Here is a 20,336-nt window from a genome sequence, read left to right on the forward strand (position 1 = left end):
TGACGGCCCGGGCCCGCCGTGCCCCCGGGGGGAAGGACAGGAGTAGGAGATGATCACCCAGATCCGCATCGACGGGTTCAAGTCGTTCGTCGGCTTCGAGCTCGATGTGCATCCGGTCACCGTGCTCCTGGGCGTCAACGGCGCGGGCAAGTCGAACCTGTTCGACGCGCTGCGGCTGGTGTCGGGAACGGTCCACCGCGGCTTCGACGCCACGGTGGCCGGCGACCGGCGGCTGGCCGTCCGCGACCTCTTCCACCGGGGCGGTGCCGACGGTGCCCCGCTGCGGGACTCGTTCCGGATCACCGTGGGAGCCGTGGTGCCCTCGGCCGACGGCCCGCTGCCGGTCCGGCTGCGGGTGGAGGTCGGGCCGGCCCGGACCGGCTCCCGGCCGGGAGCGCCCGGGCGGGCCGCGCTGGTCCGCGGCCAGAGCCGGATCTGGGTGAGCCGGCTGGAGCACACCGACTGGATGGACCGGCTCGGCTACTCCGACGACCTGCGGGCCGACCTCGTCCGGGCCCGCGACGCGTTCACGGCCAGGACCGGCGCCTGGGCCGCCACGATCGGCGGCCCGATCCTCGGCGACCCGACCGTGACCGACGCCGACGAGCTGTTCGACCTGCGCGCCGAGGCGGCCGGCACCCTGGAACTCCTCGGTCTGGCCGCCCGGGAGACCGCGGCCTGGCAGCCGTACGCCCTCGACCCCGCTGCCCTGCGGGAGCTCGGCCGGCCCGAGGCGGACGGCCCGCTGGAGCCGCACGGCGGCAACCTCGCGGTCGTCCTGGACCGGATCGCCACCACCGACCCCGAGCGCCGCACCCGGCTGCTGGCCGACCTCGCCGCACTCGTCCCCGGCGTCCGGGACCTCCGCACCGAGGTCGTCCGGACCAGGGGCGAGTACGACTTCGAGGTGGAGTTCCAGCACACCGGCTGGGTCTCGCCGGCCTCGCTGTCGGACGGCACCCTGCGCGCCCTCGCCCTGCTGGCCGCCCACTGGGACCGGGAACGGGCCGGGGTGCTCGCCGTCGAGGAGATCGAGAACGGCATGCACCTCTCCCAGGTGGCCGACCTGGTCCGCCGGCTCGGCCGGGACGCCGGACTGCCGGCCCCGGACCGGACCGCACCCGGCCAGCTGCTGGTCACCACCCACTCGCCCGCCCTGCTGGCCGCGCTGCGCACCGACCTCTCCGGCGGCGTGGTCTTCCTGGACCAGGCGAACCACGTCGACCCGCAGCGGCGGACGGTCTCCCGGATCACCACCGCGCGCCCGCTGCGGCCCCGGGACCCTGAGGCGGAACCGGGCGGCTCCACCACCCCGCAGGCGGTGGACCGGCTGCTGCGCCGGCTGGAACGGGGTGCGGCGTGAAGGGCCACCGGCCGCTGTACCCCGGGCTGGTCGTGGAGGGCGTGAGCGACGCGCCCTTCCTCGGTACCCTGATCACCCGGCAGCTGGACGAGCTGCTGCTCGCCCGGGCGCCGGGCCCGGTGGCGGTGCACCCGTGCGAGCTCTCCGACCGCATGATCACCGGTTCGGGCACCGCCGAGGAGGTGGCCGAGGCCGCCTGGGAGCTGGCGCGCGAGTGCCACCTGATCTTCGTGCACAGCGACGAGAAGGAGCGCGGCACCGCCGAGAAGCTGACCGCGCAGCTCCGTGAGCGGGCCCGGGGGACGAAGTCCGCCGAGCCGGTGGCGCTCGTCCCGGTCCGGATGACCGAGTCCTGGATGCTGGCCGACCGGGAGGCGGTCCTGCGCTCGATCGCGGGTGCGAAGCCGGCCGCGTACCCGTACAAGTCCCCGGCCGCGGTGGAGAAGGCGCACAACAGCCCGGAGCACCCGGCCTACGCGAAGCGGGTCTGGCAGACGATCGCCGGCACGGGACACGGCGGGGTCCTCGACGACAGCATGGAACTACTCGCCCGACACATCGACCTCGAGCTTCTCTCCCAGCTGCCGTCGTACCAACGATGGCTTGCGGACACCGAAGACGCACTGATTACGAAGGGATTCCTGTGAGCACCATGAACCTGGTGTCCTACAACGACGCACTGGCCTCCTACGACCCGGTGATGGGCCTGGAGGTCCACGTCGAGCTCGGTACCAAGACCAAGATGTTCTGCGGCTGCTCGACCGAGCTGGGCGCGGAGCCGAACAGCCAGACCTGCCCGACCTGTCTGGGCCTGCCGGGCTCGCTGCCGGTGGTCAACGCGGTCGGCGTGGAGTCGGCCGTCAAGATCGGCCTGGCGCTGAACTGCGAGATCGCCGAGTGGTGCCGGTTCGCCCGGAAGAACTACTTCTACCCGGACATGCCCAAGAACTTCCAGACCTCGCAGTACGACGAGCCGATCGCCTTCAACGGCTACCTCGACGTGCAGCTGGAGGACGGCTCGACCTTCCGCGTGGAGATCGAGCGCGCCCACATGGAGGAGGACACCGGCAAGTCCAGCCACGTCGGCGGCGCGACCGGCCGCATCCACGGCGCGACCCACTCGCTGCTCGACTACAACCGGGCCGGCATCCCGCTGATCGAGATCGTCACCAAGCCGATCGTCGGCGCCGGCGAGCGCGCCCCCGAGGTCGCCAAGGCGTACGTCGCCGAGCTGCGCGAGGTCATCCGTTCGCTCGGCGTCTCCGAGGCCCGGATGGACAAGGGCCAGATGCGCTGCGACGTCAACCTGTCGCTGCGCCCGAACGGCACCGAGACGTTCGGCACCCGCTCGGAGACCAAGAACGTCAACTCGCTGCGCAGCGTGGAGCGGGCCGCCCGGTTCGAGATCCAGCGGCACGCCACCGTCCTGACCGACGGCGGCACCATCGTCCAGGAGACCCGGCACTTCCACGAGGACGACGGCAGCACCACCTCGGGCCGGATCAAGGACAACGCCGAGGACTACCGCTACTTCCCGGAGCCGGACCTGGTGCCGGTGGCCCCCGCCCGCGCGTGGGTCGAGGAGCTGCGCGCCGCCCTGCCCGAGCTGCCGCGGGTGCGCCGCGCCCGGCTGCAGGCCGAGTGGGGGCTGTCCGACAAGGACATGCAGTCCGTCCTCAACGCCGGTGCGGTGGCGCCGATCCAGGAGACCATCGCGGCCGGTGCCCCGGCCGACCAGGCCCGCAAGTGGTGGATGGGCGAGCTGGCCCGCCGCGCCAACGAGACCGGCACCGAGCTGAGCGAGCAGCCGATCACCCCGGTGCAGGTCGCCCGGGTCGCGGCGCTGGTCGCCGAGGGCAAGCTGAACGACAAGCTGGCCCGTCAGGTCATCGAGGCCGTGCTGGCCGGCGAGGGCGAGCCGGACGCGATCGTCGAGCAGCGCGGTCTGGCCGTGGTCTCCGACGACTCCGCGCTGGGCGCCGCGGTGGACCAGGCCATCGCCGAGAACGAGGCGATCGCCGCCAAGATCCGCGACGGCAAGGTGCAGGCCGTGGGGGCGCTGGTCGGCGCGGTCATGAAGGCCACCCGCGGCCAGGCCGACGCCGCCCGGGTGAAGGACCTGATCCTGGAGAAGCTGGGCGCCTAGGCTGTCAAGCCTGCCTTCCTAAGGCATCTAAGGCATCTAAGGCCCTCTAAGTAAGGCCTAAGGCCCGATCTCACCTCTGTATTGGGGTGAGGTCGGGCCTCAAACCTTTTCCGGGGCCCGATCTAAGGCGTCCGGGCCCCGGAAGATCGGGCACGCTCCCGATGCCGCACCCCCCACTGGGAGAGGAAGCTCTTACCTGTCAGCGAAACGCAGTGCGAGACCCGCAGGGGGAACCAAGTGATCGAGTACCGGACCTTCCAGCAACAGGCCCACGAGCTCGTGGCCCGCGCCGAGCACGAGCGCCTGGTGCGCGAGGCCAAGCAGGCCGCCCGCCGTCGGCAGCGCCCGGTGGCCACCCGCTTCGCGCGGCGCCCCGTTCGTCGGCCCGAATGCTGACGGTGCGGCACCCGGAGGGTGCCGACGGAGTCCCGGAGGGGGAGACGCCGAGTGTCGGCGCCTCCCCCTCCGGGCGTTCGCCGGGGGAGATAACCCCTCGGCCGGCCCCCACCGGCTATGGCATGCTCGCCCCCATGCAGCAGATATCGGTCAGCCCCGTCTTCGTCGGCCGTGGCAGCGAGATCACCGAACTGACCGACGCGCTGCGCCGGGCGGGCACCGGCAGCCCGCAGGCCGTCCTGATCGGCGGCGAGGCCGGCGTCGGCAAGACCCGGCTGCTGGAGGAGTTCCTGGAGCGCGCCGCCGACCGGGGAGCGCTCACCTCGCTCGGCGGCTGTCCGGAAGTCGGCGCCGAGGGCCTGCCGTACGCGCCGCTGGCCGCCGCGCTGCGCCGGCTGCACCGCTCGCTGGGCGCCGAGTTCGAGGCCGCCGCGGCCGGCAGCGAGGGCCATCTCGCCCGACTGCTCTCCGAGTTCGGCGAGGCGGACGGCGAACCCAACGACGAGTACGGCCGGGCCCGGCTGTTCGAGCACACCGCGAGGCTGTTCGAGCGGCTCGGCGCGGAGCGTACCCTCGTCCTCGCCGTCGAGGACCTGCACTGGTCCGACCGCTCCACCCGCGAACTGCTCGCCTTCCTGGTGCGAACCCTGCACCGCTCCCGGGTGCTGCTGGTCGCCACCTACCGCAGCGACGACCTGCACCGCCGGCACCCGCTGCGCCCCTTCCTCGCCGAGCTCGAACGGCTGCGCACCGTCCAGCGGTTGGAACTGGCGCGGTTCGACCGCCGCGAGGTGGCCGCCCAGCTGGCCGGCATCCTCGGCACCGCCGCCCCCGACCGCCAGCTGGTGGACCGGATCCACCGCCGCTCGGAGGGCAACCCGTTCTTCGTCGAGGAACTGGCCACCGCCTTCCAGGACGGCTGCGGCGCCGGGCTGACCGACTCGCTGCGGGACATCCTGCTGGTGCGGGTCGAGGGCCTGGACGAGGAGGCCCAGCGGGTGGTGCGGATCGCCGCCGAGGGCGGCTCGCACGTCGAACACGCGCTGCTGGCCGCCGTCCTGGACGACGACGAGGAGGCGCTGATCGAGGCGCTGCGGTCGGCCGTCGGCGCCAACATCCTGCGCCCGGACAGCGAGGGCGAGGGCTACCGGTTCCGGCACGCGCTGGTCCGCGAGGCGGTCTCGGACGACCTGCTGCCCGGCGAACGCCACCGGATCAACCGCACGTTCGCGCTCGCCGTGGAGGCCCAGCCGCAGCTGCTCTCCCCCGACGCGCTGCCCGCCCGGCTGGCCAACTACTGGTACCACGCGCACGATCCGGCCCGGGCCCTGCCGACCGCCCTGGACGCCGCCCGCGCGGCCCGCCGCCGCAACGCCTTCGCCGAGCAGCTGGGCATGCTGGAACGGGCCCTGGAGCTGTGGGACATGGTCTCCGAGGACGTGCTGGCGCACACCCTGCGCCCGTACGACTGGGCCGAGACCTACCCGCCCGGCTCCTGCGACCACAGCGCCGCCGACGAGGAGTGCGACCGGATCCAGCTGGAGGACGTGCTCGCCGAGGCGGTGGTCGCGGCCCGGCGCTGCGGCGACCGCGAGCGCGGCCTGAGCCTGGCCAAGCGCGGGCTGCGGCTGGTCGACGAGACGGTGCACCCGGTGCGCGCCGCCTGGTTCCGGATCAACCGGGCCCGGATGCTGGGCAGCCTGCGCCGCTCCGGCGACGAGGAGGAGATCCGCCACGCGCTGCGGCTGGTCGAGCAGTTGCCGCCGTCCGCCGTCCAGGCCGAGGTGCTCGCGCTCGGCGCGGGCTCGGCGATGCTCAAGAAGCCCGGCACCGAGCACCTCGAACTCGCCGAGCGGGCGATCCGGATCGCCGAGGAGGTCGGCGCCCACTCGGTCGAGGTGCACGCCCGGATGACCCTCGCAGGCCTGCGCTACGACGTGCACGGCGACGCCGAGGGCGGGCTGACCGAGCTCGCCGGGGCGGTCGAGCGGGCCCGCCGGCTGGGCGTGCCCGACCTCCTGCTGCGCGGCATCAACAACCTGGCCAGCATGCAGCGCGGGCTGGGCCGGGCCGAGGACGCCGTCCGGCTGGCCCGCGAGGGCCTGGAGTTCGCGGACGGCAACGGCCTGCTGCGCAACATCGGCACCATCCTGACCGGCAACCTGGTCGAGGCGCTGACCGACCTCGGGCGGGTCCGGGAGGCCGCCGAGGTGCTCGCCGCCTGCGAGCTGACCAGCCTGAGCGGCACCCACGCCGAGTTCCTGGACCGGATGCGCGGCGAACTCGCCCTGCTGCAGGGCGACCTGGCCACCGCGGCGACCATGCTGGCGCAGGCCCGGTCGGCCAACCGGGTCGGCCAGGTCCAGCACGGCGTGCCGATCAGCCGGCTGGCGGTGCGGCTCGCCGCGCTCGGCGGCCGGCCGCTGGAGGCCCGGGCCGAACTGCTCGCCGCGCTGGCGGAGGAGGGGCGGCTCGGCCACGAGTCCGACGTCTACCCGCTGCTGGCCGAGGGCGCCGGGGTGGAGGCGGACATCCGGGGCCTGCCGGAGGCCGAGGCGGGCCGGGCCGGGGCGCTGGCCGCGATCACCGCGGCGGCCGCCGGGCTGCGGCCCCGGGCGCCGCTGCACCACGGCTGGGCCCGGCTGCTGGAGGCCGAACTGGCCCGCGCCGAGGGCGCCGACGACCCCGGGCAGTGGGCCGCCGCGGTCGAGGCGCTGCGGCCGACCGGCCTGCCGTACCCGCTCGCGCTGGCCCTGCTGCGGGCCGGCGAGGCCGAGGTGCAGGCGGGCCGGCGCGAGGCCGGGGCCGAACTGCTGCGCGAGGCGGCCGAACTGGCGGCCGTCCGGGACGACCGGCTGCTGGGGGCGCAGATCGCCGGCCTCGCCGAGCGGGCCGGGCTGAGCCTCGCCCCCGCCGAGCGGGCCGCGGCGCAGCCGGCTCCGGCGGTCTGCGCCGGGGACTCCTTCAACCTCACCCCCCGTGAGCGGGACGTGCTCCGGTTGCTCGCGCGCGGCTGGACCAACCGGCAGATCGCCGAGGAGCTGTACATCTCTCCGAAGACCGCGAGCGTGCACGTCTCCAACATCCTGGGCAAGCTCGCCGTCGGCGGCCGGGGCGAGGCGGCCGCGCTGGCGCACCGGCTGCGGCTGTTCCCGGACGACCTGGCGCCGTCCGGCCGCTGAGCGCGGGCCCGCCGCCGGGCCCGCCACCGTTCCGGGCGGCCGGGCCGCCGTCGTGCGGGCCGGTCCCGGCAGCCGAGCGCCGCCGCGTGCTCCCGTGCGCGCCGCGTGTGCCCCTGCCCGTGCGCCGCCGCCAACCGGGCCGATCCGTTGGAATCGGCGGCCTTTCCCCACTCCCTCGCCATTACTCTAAGTTGAATGTGCGTGTCATTGAGTGACGGAATTGGTGTAGGGTCCATTGCGGGAGCATCGGTACGGTGCGGCGGCGGACCGGCCGCCCACCCCCTGGGCCACCGTCCTGACGGGGCGCCAGGCCACCGCGTACGGCCGAGAGGCGCGCGGCCGGTGGCCCGTGGCCGGGGCGCGAGGCCCCGGGCCGGAGGGGGAGAGGCCGCGTGAGCTCCACCGATACGGTGCTGCCCGGAGCCGGACGCCCGGGGACACCACCCGCCGACGCGTCCGCTGTCGACACCGCGCCCGCCCCCGTCGGGCGCGGCCCGCTGCGCCGGCTCCCGGAGGGCCGCGCGCTGCCCGGAATCGTCCTGGGGGTGCTCTGCCTGGCCTACGCCACCGGCGCCGCCGCAGGCTGGGGATCGCCACAACTCTCCATCTTCATGGGGGACTTCGGACTGGCCGCAGCGGCCCTCGCGGCCTCGCTGTCCTGCCTGGTGCACGGCTGCACGGTCGGCGGGCACGCCCGCCCGGCCTGGCTGCTGTTCGGCCTCTCCTCGCTCATGGTCGCCTTCGGCAACGGCACCTGGGGCTGGTACGAGCTGGTCGTGCGCACCCTGCCGCCCCGGGACTCGCTCGCCGACTACGCCTTCCTGCTGTTCGCCCCGCTCGCCATCACCGGCGTCCTGGTGCTCGCCCAGCGCCCGCGCTCCGCGGCCGGCTGGCTCTGCCTGCTGCTCGACGGCTGGCTGATCGCCGGCTCGCTGTTCACCCTCAGCTGGAGCCTGGCGCTCGGCCGGATCGCGGCCGGCGAGGACGGCTCCCCGCTGCGGCTGGCGCTCAACCTGGGCTACCCGGTGCTGGACATCCTGCTGGTCAGCCTGGTGGTCGGGCTGCGCTTCGGCGGCCGGGACGGCAACCGGGCTGCGGTGCACACCGCGATGCTGGCGCTCGCCGTCACCGTACTGTGCGACGCCCTGTTCACCACCCCCGGGCTGCGCAGCAGCTACCACTCCGGTGAACTGCTGGACGCCGGCTGGTTCTCCGGCAGCCTGCTGCTGGCCTGGGCGCCGTGGTCGCCGTGCTGGCGCCGCCCGCTGCGCGAGCACCCCTCGGCCGGCGGCCTGCCGCGCCGCCGGGTGGCCACCACCTTCAGCGCGCTCACCCCGTACGCCGCCGCCGCGGTCTGCACGGCCGGCATCCTCTACAACGCCCTCGGCGGGCGCGCGCTGGACCGCGTGGTGGCCGCGGCCGCGTGCACCGTCGGGCTGGCACTGATCCTCAGGCAAGGCGTGATGCTGCTCGACAACCTGTCGCTGGCCCAGGAACTCGCCCACAAGGAGGCGCACTTCCGCTCCCTGGTGCAGGGCTCCAGCGACGTCATCATGATCGCCGGCGCCAACGGCGTGCTCTCCTACGTCTCCCCGGCCGCGCTCGGCGTGTACGGCCGGGACCCGGAGGAGCTGGTCGGCGGCAACCTGCTGGACCTGGTCCACGCCGAGGACGTGGACCGGGTGCTCTCCGAGGTCCGCCGCTACCTCGCGCGGGTCCGGCTCACCACCCACCGCACCCCGGGCACCGCCGAGCCCTCCGCCCGGGTCGAGTGCCGGATCAGCTCCGGCGGCGGCGAGTGGCTGCACGTCGAGTCCACGGTCAGCCGGCACCGCGACGGGCTGCTGCTCAACAGCCGGGACGTCACCGAACGCGTCATGCTCCAGGCCCAGTTGCAGCACAACGCGTTCCACGACCCGCTCACCGACCTGCCCAACCGGGCGCTGTTCGCCCAGCGGCTGCGGGCCGCCCTCGGCGCCCGCGGCCAGCAGGGCGGGACCGGCGCCGGGATCGCCGTGCTCTTCCTCGACCTGGACGGCTTCAAGGCGGTCAACGACTCCGCCGGGCACCAGGTCGGCGACGAGCTGCTGGTGCAGGCCGCCCGCCGGCTGCAGGGCGCCGTCCGCTGCGGGGACACCGTCGCCCGGTTCGGCGGCGACGAGTTCGCCGCGCTGGTCTGCGGCCCGCTCGGCCGCCTCCAGGTCCACGAGCTGGCCGACCGGCTGCGCGTCGCGCTCTCCGAGCCCTACTGGATCGGCGGCGCCGAACTCGGCGTCGCCGCCAGCATCGGCATCGCCTTCGGCACCCCCGAACGCGGCCCCGCCGCCGACCCCAGGACCGCCGCCGACGAGCTGATGCGCAACGCCGACCTCGCGATGTACCGGGCGAAGTCCGAGGGCAAGGGCCGGGTGGTGCTCTACACCCCCGCCATGCGGGCCGACCTGGAGCGCCGCACCGAACTGGACGAACGGCTCAGACTCGCCGTCCGGGAGGGTGGCTTCACCCTGGTCCACCAGCCCGTGGTGGACCTCGCCGACGGCACGGTGACCGGCGTCGAGGCGCAGCCCCGCTGGCGCTCGGCGGGCGGCCTGCTGCTCACCCCGGCCGAGTTCCTGCGCTCCACGGAGCACGGTGACGCGGCCGCCCGGTTCTCCCGCTGGCTGGTCCACGAGGCGGCCACCGCCGCCGCCGCCCGGCGCGGCCGGCCCGGCCGGGGCCAGGGCGCGTCGGAGCCCGTCCCGGTGGCCGTCCGGCTCTGCGCCGAGCGGCTCTGCTCGCCCGGCCTGTACGAGGCGGTGGCCGCCGCGCTGCGCGACAGCGGGCTGGGGCCCGGCGAGCTGGTGATCGAGGTGTCCCGGATGGGACCGGACTCGCTCGCCGACGAACTCGGCCGCCGGCTGGCCGCGCTGCGCCGGCTCGGCGTCCCCACCTGGCTGGCCGGCTACGGAGCCGGCAGCGGCTCGCTCGGCGCCCTGGCCCGGCTGCCCCTGGACGGCCTCAAGCTGGACCGCACGCTGGTCCAGGACCTCGGCGAGTCCTCGCTCGCCCGCACGCTCGCCGGGCACGCCCTGCGGCTCGGCCGTGACCTCGGGATGGCCACCGCCGCCGAGGGGGTGGACCTGCCCCGCCAGGTCGCCGTGCTGCAGGAGCTGGGCTGCGGGCGGGCCCAGGGCTCGGCCTTCGCCCCGCCGCTGGACGAACCCCGGCTGCGCCGCGCGCTGGCCCGCCGCGGTTACCCGGTGCCGAAGCCGCTGGGCTCGCTCCCCGCCCGGCGCGGTTTTCCGGCCGCCGACACCCGGACGAGTGGCCGGACGGAGGCCGCGCCGGGACGTGTCGTACCTCACCACTGCGGCTCTGACCTGCCCGAACACCGGGCCGTCGGCGGTCCGACCGGGGGTCCGCATGGCGAGACGGTCGTCCCACCTGCTTGACACGCCACCCCGGACGGGAGGATGGTCGTTGCCATGCGCACCCGAATTCTCGTACTTGGCGGGCGCGTCGGCTGACAGGGCTCGCACGCCCTGCTCGTGACAGACCGACGCGCCACCCCTCGCATGCCCTTGGGCACGAGGGGTTTTTTGTTGCACTGACGCTGTTCCACCCCGCAAGACCCCTGGCCTCGGCCGCCCGAGACGTCCGCCTCGTCGGACCGCGCGGGACGATTGAGGCAGAGCCGGCGATCGACCCGGACCGGGACCCCACCCTCGCAGCACCGGGGCCCGCAGCCGGGTCGGCAAAACCCGAGAAGAGACAGGCAGATGACCGAGCACGCCGCATCCCCCCGCCGCGGGGACAACCCGGCCGCCAACGCTCCCGCTCCCCAGCACGTCGTCGAGACCATGACCGGCGCCCAGTCGCTCATCCGCTCCCTGGAGGCCGTGGGCGCGGACACCGTCTTCGGGATCCCGGGCGGGGCCATCCTTCCCGCGTACGACCCGCTGATGGACTCCGCCAAGGTGCGCCACATCCTGGTCCGCCACGAGCAGGGCGCCGGCCACGCCGCCACCGGGTACGCCCAGGCCACCGGCCGGGTCGGGGTCTGCATGGCCACCTCGGGCCCGGGTGCGACCAACCTGGTCACCCCGATCGCCGACGCCTACATGGACTCGGTCCCGATCGTCGCGATCACCGGCCAGGTCTCCTCCAAGGCGATCGGCACCGACGCCTTCCAGGAGGCGGACATCTGCGGCATCACGATGCCGATCACCAAGCACAACTACCTGGTCACCGACCCGGCCGAGATCCCCCGGGTGATCGCCGAGGCCTTCCACATCGCCGCCACCGGCCGCCCCGGCCCGGTCCTGGTCGACATCGCCAAGGACGCGCTGCAGGCGACCACCACCTTCCGCTGGCCGGTCGAGGCCGCCCTGCCCGGCTACCGTCCGGTCACCAAGCCGCACGCCAAGCAGATCCGCGAGGCCGCGAAGATGCTGGTCGGCGCGAAGCGCCCGGTGCTGTACGTCGGCGGCGGCGTGATCAAGGCGCAGGCCACCGCCGAGCTGCGGATCCTCGCCGAGCTGACCGGCGCCCCGGTGGTCACCACCCTGATGGCGCTCGGCGCCTTCCCGGACAGCCACCCGCAGCACCTGGGCATGCCCGGCATGCACGGCTCCGTCCCGGCCGTCACCGCCCTGCAGAAGGCCGACCTGCTGTTCACCCTCGGTGCCCGCTTCGACGACCGCGTCACCGGCAAGCTGGACGGCTTCGCCCCGTACGCCAAGATCGTCCACGCCGACATCGACCCGGCCGAGATCGGCAAGAACCGCCCGGCGGACGTGCCGATCGTCGGCGACGCCCGCGAGGTGCTCGCCGATCTGATCGTCGCCGTCCAGGCCGAGTTCGACGCCGGCCACAAGGGCGACTACGCCGAGTGGTGGGAGAAGCTCGACGAGTGGAAGAAGACCTACCCGATCGGCTACGAGCCGGCCCCGAACGGCGAGCTCTCGCCGCAGCAGGTCATCGAGCGGATCGGCCGGCTGGTCGGCCCCGAGGCGATCTACGCCGCGGGCGTGGGCCAGCACCAGATGTGGAGCTCGCAGTTCATCCGGTTCGAGAAGCCCGGCACCTGGCTGAACTCCGGCGGCGCCGGGACCATGGGCTACGCCGTCCCCGCGGCGATGGGCGCCAAGGCCGGCCGCCCGCAGACCCCGGTCTGGGCGATCGACGGCGACGGCTGCTTCCAGATGACCAACCAGGAGCTGGTCACCTGCGCCCTGAACGACATCCCGATCAAGGTCGCGGTCATCAACAACGGCTCGCTGGGCATGGTCCGGCAGTGGCAGACGCTGTTCTACAACCAGCGCTACTCCAACACCGTGCTGCACGCCGGCCCGGGCCACGACGGCATCGAGCCGCCGGCCCAGGGCACCCGGATCCCCGACTTCGTCCTGCTGGCCGAGGCGATGGGCTGCGTGGGCCTGCGCTGCGAGCGCCCCGAGGACCTCGACGCGGTCATCAAGCAGGCGATGGAGATCAACGACCGCCCGGTCGTCATCGACTTCATCGTCCACCAGGACGCCATGGTCTGGCCGATGGTCGCGGCCGGGACCAGCAACGACGAGATCCAGTTCGCCAAGGGCGTCCGCCCCGACTTCGGCGACGACTCCGACTGATCCCGCCCCTACCGGAACGACTGAGGAACCACATGTCCAAGCACACCCTCTCCGTCCTGGTCGAGAACAAGCCCGGCGTGCTCGCCCGCATCGCCTCCCTGTTCTCCCGGCGGGGCTTCAACATCGACTCCCTCGCCGTCGGCCCGACCGAGCACCCGGACGTGTCCCGGATGACGATCGTGGTCAACGTCGAGGACCTCCCGCTGGAACAGGTCACCAAGCAGCTCAACAAGCTCGTGAACGTGATAAAGATCGTCGAACTCGACCAGACCGCTGCGATCCAGCGGGAACTGGTCCTGGTGAAGGTCCGCGCCGACAACGAGACCCGGTCGCAGATCGTCGAGATCGTCCAGCTCTTCCGTGCCAAGACCGTCGACGTGTCGCCCGAAGCGGTGACCATCGAGGCCACCGGCAGTTCGGACAAGCTGGAGGCCATGCTCCGGATGCTGGAGCCTTACGGCATCAAGGAGCTGGTCCAGTCCGGCCTGGTCGCCATCGGCCGCGGCGCCCGTTCCATCACGGACCGGTCGCTGCGCGCCCTGGACCGCAGCGCGTAGGACGGTGCGGGACGGCGACCCGTCCCGTCTCAAACCCTGAAGCGAAGACCCCACAACCGCCGGGACCGAATACGGTGAATACCGCGAACCCCGGCACCATGATGCAAGGAGATGTGCCCCCGTGGCCGAGCTGTTCTACGAAGACGACGCCGACCTGTCCATCATCCAGGGCCGCAAGGTCGCGGTCATCGGCTACGGCAGCCAGGGCCACGCCCATGCGCTGTCCCTGCGCGACTCCGGCGCCGACGTCCGGGTCGGCCTGAAGCCGGAGTCCAAGTCCCGTGCCAAGGCGGAGGAGGCCGGCCTGCGCGTCGTCACCCCGGCCGAGGCCGCGGCCGAGGCCGACGTCATCATGATCCTGGTCCCGGACCCGATCCAGGCCGACGTCTACGAGGCGGACATCGCCCCGCACCTGAAGGCCGGCGACGCCCTGTTCTTCGGCCACGGCCTGAACATCCGCTTCGGCTTCATCAAGCCCCCGGCGGACGTCGACGTCTGCATGGTCGCCCCGAAGGGCCCGGGCCACCTGGTCCGCCGCCAGTACGAGGAGGGCCGCGGCGTCCCGGCGATCGTCGCCGTCGAGCAGGACGCCTCGGGCCAGGCCTTCGCCCTGGCGCTGTCGTACGCCAAGGGCCTGGGCGCCACCAAGGCCGGCGTCATCAAGACCACCTTCACCGAGGAGACCGAGACCGACCTGTTCGGTGAGCAGGCCGTCCTCTGCGGTGGCACCGCCGCCCTGGTGAAGGCCGGGTTCGAGACCCTGGTCGAGGCCGGCTACCAGCCGGAGATCGCCTACTTCGAGTGCCTGCACGAGCTGAAGCTCATCGTCGACCTGATGTACGAGGGCGGCCTGGAGAAGATGCGCTGGTCGGTCTCCGAGACCGCCGAGTGGGGCGACTACGTCACCGGCCCGCGGATCATCACCGCCGACACCAAGGCCGAGATGAAGAAGGTCCTCGCCGAGATCCAGGACGGCACCTTCGCCAACACCTGGATCGCGGAGTACAAGGCGGGCCTGCCCAAGTACAACGAGTACAAGAAGGCCGACGAGGACCACCTGCTGGAGACCACCGGCAAGAAGCTGCGTTCGCTGATGAGCTGGGTCAACGAGAAGGCCTGATCCTCGACGAGCCGTCCTGAACGGCTCGATTTTGTAACTCGCTTGTACAAGTAGGCTGCTCTCGTCCGGGTGATTTCGCCGGACGGGAGCAGCCTGGCACCCAGCCCGTCGATACACTCCGAGTGCGCGTCAGGCCCACAGCGTCGTGCGTCTACCTACGCGGCATGCCACCTTCCCCCGCCCTTCCACGCCACCTACGTGCCGGGGGAACCGCAGAGTTAAGGACACACTGTCGTGAGCACTGTGACATCCAAGACCGCCGTCGTTCTGATCGCCGAAGAGCTGTCGCCCGCCACCGTCGACGCCCTCGGCCCCGACTTCGAGATCCGGCACTGCAACGGCGCCGACCGCACCGAGCTGCTCACCGCGATCGCCGACGTCGACGCGATCCTGATCCGCTCGGCCACCAAGGTCGACGCCGAGGCGCTGGCCGCCGCCCGCAAGCTCAAGGTGGTCGCCCGGGCCGGTGTCGGTCTGGACAACGTGGACGTCGCCGCCGCCACCAAGGCCGGTGTGATGGTCGTCAACGCTCCGACCTCCAACATCGTCACCGCCGCCGAGCTCGCCTGCGGCCTGCTGATCTCCGTCGCCCGCAACATCGCGCCGGCCAACGCCGCGCTCAAGCAGGGCGAGTGGAAGCGCAACAAGTACACCGGCGTCGAGCTGAGCGAGAAGACCCTCGGCGTCGTCGGCCTCGGCCGGATCGGCGTCCTGGTCGCCCAGCGGATGTCCGCGTTCGGGATGAAGATCGTCGCGTACGACCCCTACATCCAGGCCGCCCGCGCCGCGCAGATGGGCGTCAAGCTGGTCACCCTGGAGGAGCTGCTGGAGGTCTCGGACTTCATCACCGTCCACCTCCCCAAGACCCCCGAGACCATCGGCCTGATCGGCGACGAGGCGCTGCACAAGGTCAAGCCGACCGTGCGCATCGTGAACGCCGCCCGCGGCGGCATCGTGGACGAGGAGGCGCTCGCGAGCGCGCTGCGCGAGGGCCGGGTGGCCGGCGCGGGCCTGGACGTGTACGCCAAGGAGCCGTGCACCGACTCCCCGCTGTTCGCCTTCGACAACGTGGTCGCCACCCCGCACCTGGGCGCCTCCACCGACGAGGCGCAGGAGAAGGCGGGCATCGCGGTCGCCCGGTCGGTGCGCCTCGCGCTCGCCGGCGAGCTGGTACCGGACGCCGTGAACGTCCAGGGCGGCGTGATCGCCGAGGACGTCCGCCCGGGCCTGCCGCTGGCCGAGAAGCTCGGCCGGATCTTCACCGCGCTGGCCGGCGAGGTGGCCGTCCGGCTCGACGTCGAGGTCCGCGGCGAGATCACCCAGCACGACGTGAAGGTGCTCGAACTGTCCGCGCTGAAGGGCGTGTTCGAGGACGTGGTGGCGGAGACGGTGTCCTACGTCAACGCCCCGCTGTTCGCCCAGGAGCGCGGCGTCGAGGTCCGCCTGACCACCTCCAGCGAGAGCCCCGAGCACCGCAACGTGATCACCGTGCGCGGCACCCTCGCGAACGGCGAGGAGATCGCCATCTCCGGCACGCTGGCCGGCCCCAAGCAGACCCAGAAGATCGTCGGCGTGGACGCCTTCGACGTGGACGTGGCGCTCACCGACCACATGGCCTTCTTCAAGTACGAGGACCGCCCCGGCGTGGTCGGCGTGCTCGGCCGCCACCTCGGCGACGCCGGCATCAACATCGCCGGCATGCAGGTCGCCCGGGACGGCGGCGGCGCGCTGGCCTCCATCACCGTGGACAGCGAGATCCCGCAGGAGGTGCTGTCGGTGATCGCCGCCGAGATCGGCGCCCGCTTCGCGCGCTCGGTCGACCTGGGCTGATCCTCCGGCCCCCGACCGGTCTCCCCAGCAGGGCCCGGACCACCGTTCGACCGGTGGTCCGGGCCCTGCTGCGTGCTCCCGGGTGACCCCCGTCTCAGATAGTAGGAAATCCAAGTATTCGTGCAGACACGGCCGGGGTGGGGTCGTACCGTGGAAGAGCCATACGGTGTGCCGCCCCTGTAGCCAGGGCGCGCGGCCCGTGTGCGCGTGCGCCCCCACGGGCAGGTGACCCCTGCTCCGCGCGTTCCCTCCCGCCGCCACCGCCACCCTTCCCGGGACGCGCGGCGCCTGCGTCTCCCACACCCTCGCGCTCGCCCCGGCAGCGCCGTTTCCAAGGAGCACCGGTATGCCTCCCACCGCCGACCGCCACGCCACCTCCGCCCCCGCCGCCACCCCCGTCCGCGCCCCGCGCCGCCGCCGGGCGGCCGAGCGGAACCCGTTCGCGGCCGCGGCCCTGCAGCGCTCGCTGGACCGCCGGGACAACGGCGGCGTGACCGGCCACCACTGAGCGCCGCCGAGCACCGCCGGTCATCACCGAGCGGCCGGTGCCGGGCCGCCCGAACCGGTGGCGTTCATCGGCCTACTGGGCCGAACGGGCTGACGACATGTCACTCCGTAGAGTGCAACCCCGTTCCGTTCGAGGGAAGTTGCTCGTCCGGCCCGGCGCGATCATCCTAATTTGGGGCCCCCGGAAGGGTGATCGACGGCCGCGCGGGCGGGCGTCAGCGACACGGAGTGCGGATCAGTCCCCCCGGCCGGGGGAGAGGGCCCAGTGCGTCTGCCAACCGTCCGCCGACCCTTCGTCCGGATCGGCCTCACCCTGACCCTGCTGGCCGGGAGCGCCGTCCTCGCCGCCACTCCGGCGGCGGGCGGCCCACCGACCGCGGGGCCACCGACCGCGGGACCGCCGGGGGCCGGCCGAACGGCCTCCGTCCTGCTCGAACTCGGCACCGAGGCGGCCGGCCCCGCCTGGCGGCGCGCCGCCGACGGGGCCCGACGGGAGCAGCGCTCCCCGGAGGCCGTCCGCCGGGAGGCCGCGCGGGCCGGCGCCGCCCAGCGGGCCCTGGCCGGGGACGCGCTCGACCGGCTCGCCGGGGCCGTCCACCGGGCCGCACCCGCCACCCGCGAGCTCTACCGCACCCGCACCCTGCTCACCGGCCTCGCGGTCAGCGCGCCCGCCGACCGGCTGCCCGCGCTGCGGGCGCTGCCCGGCGTCCGGGCCGTCCACCCGATCGTCGACAAGCGGCGCGACAACGCCCACTCCGTCCCGCTGACCGGCGCCCCGCAGGTCTGGGCCGGTGCGGCCGCGCTCGCCGGCGACACCGGGCAGGGCGTGCGGATCGGGATCATCGACAGCGGCATCGACTACACCCACGCCGACTTCGGCGGTCCCGGCACCGAGGAGGCCTTCCGCTCGGTCGAGCGCGGCAAGCCCGCGCCGCCCGCGCTGTTCCCCAACGCCAAGGTGGTCGGCGGCCGGGACCTGGTCGGCGACGACTACGACCCGGACCCGGCCTCCCCGCACCACCAGCCGGTGCCGCACCCCGGCGACAACCCGCTCGACTGCGTGCGCAACGGGCACGGCACCCACGTCGCCGGCACCGCCGCCGGGTACGGCGTCACCGCCGACGGCCGGCCGTACACCGGTCCGTACGGGCCCGGGCTCGACCCGGCCGCGTTCAGGGTCGGCCCCGGCGCCGCACCCGGCGCCCAGCTGTACGCGATCCGGGTGTTCGGCTGCGACGGCTCCACCGACCGGCTCACCGAGGCCCTCGACCTGGCCGCCGACCCGAACGGCGACGGCGACCTGGGCGACCGGCTGGACGTCGTCAACCTCTCGCTCGGCAGCCGCTTCGGCAGCGCCGACGACACCGACGCGCTGGCCGTCGACCGGCTCGCCGCGCTGGGCACCGTCGTGGTCGCCGCCGCGGGCAACGAGGGCGACGTCTACGGCATCGGCGGCAGCCCCGGCACCGCCGCCCGGGCGATCACCGTCGCCGCCTCCGTCCACGGGCACGCCGACGTGGACGGCATCACCGTGCTCGACCCCGCCGCCCTGGCCGGGGTCGTCCCGGCGCACTGGAGCGAGCGCTACCAGGGCTGGGCCGGCTCCGAGGTGAGCGGCGAACTCGCCCTGCCCGCCGACCAGTCGGACGGCTGCGCGGCCTTCGACGAGGCCGACCGGCAGCGGCTGGCCGGGAAGATCGCGCTGCTCGCCTGGAAGACCAGGGACGCCGACCGGGCCTGCAACTCCGGCCCGCGGGCCGACCACGCCGCCGACGCGGGCGCGATCGGCGCGCTGTACGCCGCCGACACCGACCACCTCGCCGAGATCGCCGGCGACGACCGCATCCCGGCCGCCCTGCTGGCCCGCGCCGACGGCGAGCGCCTGCGGCGGGCCGCGGCCGCCGGGCCGGTGCGGGTCCGGCTCGCCGCCCCCGGAAACCCGCTGCACGGCTCGGTCGGGCAGGACCAGCCGGCCCGGGCCGACACCCTCACCGACTTCACCTCGCGCGGCATCGGCGTGCCCGGCGTGGTCAAGCCCGACCTGGCGGCGCCCGGCGAGAGCATCTGGTCCGCGCTGGTCGGCAGCGGCACGGCCGGCCAGCGCGAGAGCGGCACCTCGATGGCGAGCCCGCACGTCGCCGGGCTCGCCGCGCTGGTCCGGGCCGCGCACCCGGACTGGCCGGTCGAGCAGGTCAAGGCCGCGTTGATGAACACCACCACGGACACCTACGTCGGTGACGACCACGGCGGGCCGGTCTACGGTCCCGAGCGCACCGGGGCCGGGCGGGTCCGGGTCGACCAGGCGGTCCGCACGCCGGTCGTCGCCTACGCGGCGGGGGAGGGCGCCGAGGAGGGCGGCGTCGGCGTCTCGTTCGGGCCGGTCGAGGTCGGCGGGCCGACCGCGCTCACCCGGGAGATCGAGGTCCGCAACCACGCGGACCGGCCGCTGGCGTACCGCACCGGCTACGCGGCGGCCACCGAGCTGCCCGGCGCCTCGTTCGAGGTGGCCCCGGCCAGGGTCGACGTCCCGGCGGGCGGCACCGCGCGGGTGCGGGTGACGCTCGCCGTCCCCGGGACGCTGGGCCGGGCGCCCGACCCGACCATCGACACCGTGCAGGGCGGCGAGGCGCGCAGCTACCGCGGCGAACTCTCCGGGCGGGTGCTGCTGACCCCGGTCGCGGACGGCGCCCTGCCGCAGCTGCGGGTCCCGGTGCTCGCCGCCCCGCGGCCGGCCGGCGACCTCGCGGTGACGGCCGCCGTCCGCACCGCGCGGGACGGCGACCTCGTCACGCTCGGCGGCAGCGCGGCGCCGGGCGCGACGCCGGGACTGGTCACCGCCCTCGCGCTCGGCGGCGAGGGGGCCCGCTGGGCCGACTGCCCGCCCGGCAGCGGCGCCGCCGTCGGGCCGGGGTCGGGCATCCGGCCGGACGGCGCCGGGGAGGGCACCGATCCCGGGCAGGAGGTCTGCGTCGAGCACCCCGGCGAACGGGCCGCGAACCTGCGGGCGGTCGGCGCCGCCGTCGACACCGAACGGCTGTACGTGGGCGCGCAGTTGTGGGCCCCCGCGGCCACCCCGGTCGGGCTGTACGGCGTGCGGGTCGGGCTGGACACCGACGGGGACGGCAGCACCGACGTCATCCTCAAGGCCGACCGGCTGCGCGGCAGCGACGTCCTGGTCTCCCGGGCCCTCGACGCCCGCACCGGGGCCGAACTCGACGTCCAGCCGCTCAACGCCCGCTGGGGTGACACCGACACCGCGCTGCTGGACGGCGACGTGCTGCTGCTGCCCGTCCGGCTGAGCGCCCTGCCCGGCATCGGCCCCGGTCACAGCACCGTCCGCTACGGCGTCTGGACCGGCGTCGCCGGCTCCGGCACGCCGGATCCGGCGGAGGCCTTCGCCGCCGTCGGCCTGCGCGGTACCCGGCCGATCGTCCCGGTGGACGTCCTGCGCCCGGCCCTCGCGGCCCGGGTCGGTCTCACCGGGCCCCCGGCGGTGATGGCGCCGGTCGGCCCGGGCGCCCTCCTCGCCGTGCACCGCACGGCGGGCGACGGCGCCGGGCTCCTGCTGCTGCACCACCTCAACCGGGGCGCGCGGCGGGCCGAGGTGCTGACCCTGCCCTGAC

General features: G+C 74.2%; 12 protein-coding genes. All 12 read left to right on the forward strand.

The genetic code is table 11. From position 1 onward, the window contains the following. The first annotated feature begins 49 nt into the window (after window positions 1-49). The 12 genes from AB0Q99_RS31750 to AB0Q99_RS31805 all read left to right on the forward strand — a co-directional run bounded on the left by AB0Q99_RS31750 (window position 50) and on the right by AB0Q99_RS31805 (window position 20,335). Window positions 50-1,363 carry an AAA family ATPase gene (locus AB0Q99_RS31750; RefSeq protein WP_363577277.1) on the forward strand — a complete coding sequence of 438 codons (1,314 nt, stop codon included), beginning with the start codon at window positions 50-52 and terminating at the stop codon, window positions 1,361-1,363. Continuing rightward, a complete protein-coding gene (locus AB0Q99_RS31755) occupies window positions 1,360-2,010 on the forward strand; it encodes a hypothetical protein (RefSeq protein WP_363577279.1) in 651 nt (216 codons plus the stop codon). Before AB0Q99_RS31750 ends, AB0Q99_RS31755 begins: the two co-directional genes overlap by 4 nt. Beyond that, the gene (gatB, locus tag AB0Q99_RS31760) at window positions 2,007-3,509 is read left to right on the forward strand and encodes an Asp-tRNA(Asn)/Glu-tRNA(Gln) amidotransferase subunit GatB (protein WP_363577281.1); all 1,503 of its coding nucleotides are present in this window, start codon (window positions 2,007-2,009) and stop codon (window positions 3,507-3,509) included. Before AB0Q99_RS31755 ends, gatB begins: the two co-directional genes overlap by 4 nt. A gap of 237 nt (window positions 3,510-3,746) precedes the next feature. Next, window positions 3,747-3,905: a hypothetical protein gene (locus AB0Q99_RS31765; RefSeq protein ID WP_363577283.1), complete on the forward strand. Its 159-nt coding sequence runs from the start codon at window positions 3,747-3,749 to the stop codon at window positions 3,903-3,905. A 134-nt stretch (window positions 3,906-4,039) separates the two neighbouring features. Continuing rightward, entirely contained in the window at window positions 4,040-7,087 is a 3,048-nt protein-coding gene (locus AB0Q99_RS31770; protein ID WP_363577285.1) for an AAA family ATPase, read from the forward strand. A gap of 524 nt (window positions 7,088-7,611) precedes the next feature. Continuing rightward, window positions 7,612-10,518 carry an EAL domain-containing protein gene (locus AB0Q99_RS31775; RefSeq protein WP_363577311.1) on the forward strand — a complete coding sequence of 969 codons (2,907 nt, stop codon included), beginning with the start codon at window positions 7,612-7,614 and terminating at the stop codon, window positions 10,516-10,518. Between the two features lie 327 nt (window positions 10,519-10,845). Next, complete coding sequence (locus tag AB0Q99_RS31780; RefSeq protein ID WP_363577287.1) at window positions 10,846-12,699, forward strand: acetolactate synthase large subunit; 1,854 nt, start codon at window positions 10,846-10,848, stop codon at window positions 12,697-12,699. Between the two features lie 32 nt (window positions 12,700-12,731). Beyond that, a complete protein-coding gene (gene ilvN, locus AB0Q99_RS31785) occupies window positions 12,732-13,256 on the forward strand; it encodes an acetolactate synthase small subunit (protein WP_363577289.1) in 525 nt (174 codons plus the stop codon). Between the two features lie 121 nt (window positions 13,257-13,377). Next, window positions 13,378-14,376, forward strand: coding sequence for a ketol-acid reductoisomerase (gene ilvC, locus AB0Q99_RS31790; protein ID WP_363577291.1), 999 nt, complete (start codon window positions 13,378-13,380; stop codon window positions 14,374-14,376). Between the two features lie 243 nt (window positions 14,377-14,619). Next, on the forward strand, window positions 14,620-16,206 hold the full coding sequence (gene serA / locus AB0Q99_RS31795) for a phosphoglycerate dehydrogenase (RefSeq protein ID WP_363577313.1): 1,587 nt from the start codon (window positions 14,620-14,622) through the stop codon (window positions 16,204-16,206). A gap of 346 nt (window positions 16,207-16,552) precedes the next feature. Next, window positions 16,553-16,714 carry a hypothetical protein gene (locus tag AB0Q99_RS31800; protein ID WP_363577293.1) on the forward strand — a complete coding sequence of 54 codons (162 nt, stop codon included), beginning with the start codon at window positions 16,553-16,555 and terminating at the stop codon, window positions 16,712-16,714. A 264-nt stretch (window positions 16,715-16,978) separates the two neighbouring features. Further along, window positions 16,979-20,335: a S8 family serine peptidase gene (locus AB0Q99_RS31805; protein WP_363577295.1), complete on the forward strand. Its 3,357-nt coding sequence runs from the start codon at window positions 16,979-16,981 to the stop codon at window positions 20,333-20,335. Window position 20,336: the final 1 nt, after the last annotated feature.

Source organism: Kitasatospora sp. NPDC086791 (genome assembly GCF_040685975.1).
Classification (GTDB): domain Bacteria; phylum Actinomycetota; class Actinomycetes; order Streptomycetales; family Streptomycetaceae; genus Kitasatospora.

Coding starts and splice junctions, on each gene's coding strand:
- AB0Q99_RS31750 (WP_363577277.1), top strand. CDS start 50: ATGATCACCCAGATCCGCATCGACGGGTTCAAGTCGTTCGTCGGCTTC.
- AB0Q99_RS31770 (WP_363577285.1), top strand. CDS start 4,040: ATGCAGCAGATATCGGTCAGCCCCGTCTTCGTCGGCCGTGGCAGCGAG.
- AB0Q99_RS31780 (WP_363577287.1), top strand. CDS start 10,846: ATGACCGAGCACGCCGCATCCCCCCGCCGCGGGGACAACCCGGCCGCC.
- ilvN (WP_363577289.1), top strand. CDS start 12,732: ATGTCCAAGCACACCCTCTCCGTCCTGGTCGAGAACAAGCCCGGCGTG.
- AB0Q99_RS31800 (WP_363577293.1), top strand. CDS start 16,553: ATGCCTCCCACCGCCGACCGCCACGCCACCTCCGCCCCCGCCGCCACC.